The organism is Bartonella sp. ML70XJBT.G, assembly GCF_028618575.1.
GTDB lineage: Bacteria > Pseudomonadota > Alphaproteobacteria > Rhizobiales > Rhizobiaceae > Bartonella.
In genome coordinates, this window is record NZ_JAQITA010000060.1 from 1 (window position 1) to 3,272 (window position 3,272).

General features: G+C 32.2%; 2 protein-coding genes and 1 pseudogene. 1 reads left to right on the top strand and 2 read right to left on the bottom strand.

The annotated features are described in order from the left end of the window. Both PVV64_RS10155 and PVV64_RS10160 read right to left on the bottom strand, forming a co-directional pair. On the bottom strand, positions 1–444 hold a 444-nt coding region (locus PVV64_RS10155), incomplete at its 3' end, for a POTRA domain-containing protein (RefSeq protein ID WP_273760869.1). Beyond that, positions 437–616 (bottom strand): hypothetical protein, encoded by a 180-nt coding sequence (locus tag PVV64_RS10160; protein ID WP_273760870.1) that lies wholly within the window; start codon positions 614–616, stop codon positions 437–439. The genes PVV64_RS10155 and PVV64_RS10160, both read right to left, overlap by 8 nt. A 263-nt stretch (positions 617–879) precedes the next feature. Here PVV64_RS10160 and PVV64_RS10165 point away from each other — a divergent pair. After that, positions 880–1,533 (top strand): annotated as a pseudogene (locus tag PVV64_RS10165) (type ISP restriction/modification enzyme); the annotation flags it as partial. Between the last annotated feature and the right edge of the window lie 1,739 nt (positions 1,534–3,272).

The following is a 3,272-nucleotide window of genomic DNA, read 5'->3' on the forward strand; positions in this document are numbered from 1 at the left end:
CTTAAGATGACCGCCGCTTAAATCTTGCTCAGGCAAATAAGCCCGCACCGCAATATAGCCGCGCTTCATATAAAGCTTGGTCACCGCTTTGAGCACTTTATTGATTTCAGCAATCCCCAAACACCGCTCTTCCCAAAGAGAAATGGCTTCATGAAGGTCGGTGTGAGAAATCAACTGAGCACCAACAAATTCAATGTTTTTAATCAGCAAACAGGTTGTACTAGGCGAAGCACCATAGGCAGATGTGGTATCATCGTCTGGCAAAAAGACCCCATGGGTTTTGTTTTTACGCTGCAATTGCTGAAAACGTTGTTGTTGCGTTTGTTGTCGTTGGATGCTCTCTGATTGATTAATCGCTTTCTCACGAATGTTTTGGGCAAAACTCGGCAACGAGCAAAGGCACAAAATAACCGCAACAATAAAAGTGAAAAAAAATCTATGCATTCATTGTGCCCTCAACATGAGCAACCAAATGAACCATATCATCAGCGTCACAGAAAAAATCGCCAACCGCATAACAATTTTTTAATTTTTTGATGAGAATAATGCTTATAATATCTGAGAGAAAAGTATAGACTGCACTGTATACACTTGCTTTATGAGTTGTGCAAACCATATCATTTCCCCCCACTTTTGAAAATTGAGATTTTACAATGACACTGTTAAATGACAATCATACACTCTATATGCTTCTTAATTTTAAGGTGTTGCATGTAATATAATCTTGAGCTTCAAGTAAAGACTGTTATTCATAGAATAGACCAAATTTATTGGAACTGTTACATATTAGAGACAACAAGATACTACCACTTATTATCGCTTGATAAGAAAAATAGCATGACAATCGCTTATTTACTAAAATAAGCAAAAAAGAAAATGCGTAATGCCATAACTTATGAAGAATTAGCGCATTTTAAAGCTGCTTATCCCAATGAAAAAAATACTAAAGATGATATCTTTTATTATGTTTACGGAATCTTACACTCGGAAGATTATCGCACTCGCTATGCTGATAACCTCTCTAAAGAATTGCCTCGTATCCCTTGTGTAAAGAGTGCTGAAGATTTTTGGATGTTTGTTACAGCGGGACGTGAACTGGGGCATTTGCACGTAAATTATGAAGATGTGGAACCTTATCCTGTGACCTTTAAAAAAGGCAATCCAAAACAGACAGAGATCTCTAATCCAGAAAAGTTTTATTACGTGAATGAAATGAGATTTTCTGGGAATAGTAAGGAAAAAGATAAATCGACTGTTTTTTACAACAGCAATATCACAATAACAGATATTCCTCTTGAAGCTTATGAATATATCGTCAATGGCAAGCCTGCTCTTGAATGGGTTATGGAACGTCAATGCGTAAAGACTGATAAAAAAAGTGGCATTGTGAATGATGCCAATCGCTATGCTGTTCAAACCGTTGGAAACCCTGCTTATCCATTAGAATTGTTTCAAAGGGTTATTACTGTAAGTTTAGAGACAATGAAAATTGTTAAGAGCCTACCAAAATTAGAAATAAGAGAAACTGAATAGACTTGCCATGCTCACATAATGGGCATGCTAATTATAAGGGGTATAGAGTCTTATAACCATAATCTATACCTCTTTTGTAAGTTAATTAGATACAATCTTAAAAGAAATAATTTATCATGCGTTCTTCTAAAAAGAAATCATTTGCACTTTTAAACACTGTCATTTGGATTGCTTTAAGACTTATAAGAAATCCACTCTTAAATAAGATAAGATTTATTTGGATTGCCTTTAAAAGATTACACCGTAATCTCAAATGATAGCTTTATAGCTTTCAAAAAACCTCTTTAAAGAGAGTTTTGTATCTTCATTTTCTTATATTACTTATAGGTTTTGAAGGTTTCTCAAACCCTCAAAATACCTTCAAAAATATACTATGGGTTGAATTTAAGGTTGTGTTATCGATATAGGTTGTATTATTAAAATAATAACATATTGAAATATAACAACTTTTATTTTTTTGATTGAAAAAATATATAAGGGGGCGTAAAAAGAACCCTCAAAACCTTCAAAACCTTCAAAACTCATAACCATAAGAGCCTTGATAGCATTTCTTATGATGATAGCCCCTTTCTTTTGAAAGGCTTTAAGAGATCACATGCTTTTCATAAAACGTTTTTTAATCATTCTCTCAAATGATCATTTTGTCAGTTCAATTTACAGACACAAACTGACAAATATATATTTACAGTTGTATTTATTTGTTGTGCCGTTTTAATAAGTTGTATCTTAAAAAAGAGAGAAAACTTAACATATTGAAATATAATGTTTTTAAATTTCTCTCATTTGAAAAAAATAATAGAGGATCTAAAAAGAACTGACAAAACTGACAAAAGTCTATTAAAAGCGATTTTGTTACTCTCTATAGTTATCAATCTCTCTTTAGAGATTTCATAACAAGCTATAAATCACAATTATCATTTCTCTTATGAAAATGAAAAATGATGCGGTGGCTATAAAGAAGATAACAGCTATAAAGCACGCGTGAAAAAAACAGGCTTTCATAATCATAAGGCAAATGAAATCATTTGTTATAAAGACAGTCCCTATAAAAGCTATTAAGTTGCAAATGTGTTATAAAAGAAATTCACAAAAATTTTAAAATTCATTTAGTGAAAAAACAGATACGTTATAAAGTTTAAAATACGCATAATGAGAGCGTTTCTCAATATTATAAATGTATAATTCAGAAAATAACGCAATTGTTTAAGAAAGCCCATAATATAGCTTTAAAAGCACATAATACAAAAGAAGCAATTAATAAGCATATGATAAATATATACACAATGCATTAAAAAAAATAATAAAAAATATCAAAAAAGATAAAATAATAATTGACAATAAATACGTATTTTGTTATATAAATAATCAAGTGATGAAAACACTAAACAGTTAGCGAAGAGGTTGCGATAAACCTAATCCTGTTATAAAAACTGACTATCTTTTATGCTGTGATTAGCATATATGATGATTTTGTCGGGTGTGCTTACACTATACAATACCCTTATGGGAAAAGTGTAACAACGGACTAACTGCCGTGTTTTCAACGCCCGGCGCCCTTATGGGCTGTCAATTGAAAACTATTAACAGTTAGGATTTAATTATGACAAATATCTCAAAAAACACCCCCGTTATTTCTTCTATTTCAAATAAAACCGCATCTAATAATAAACAAGAGCCTGCAAAAAAATACGAATTTACGAATGAAACACGTTGCGTGGCTGGTCATACTTTACACCGCA

What these genes read in the sequence shown, in the direction of transcription:
- PVV64_RS10160 (WP_273760870.1), bottom strand. Translation starts at nt 616, where the DNA reads ATGGTTTGCACAACTCATAAAGCAAGTGTATACAGTGCAGTCTATACT.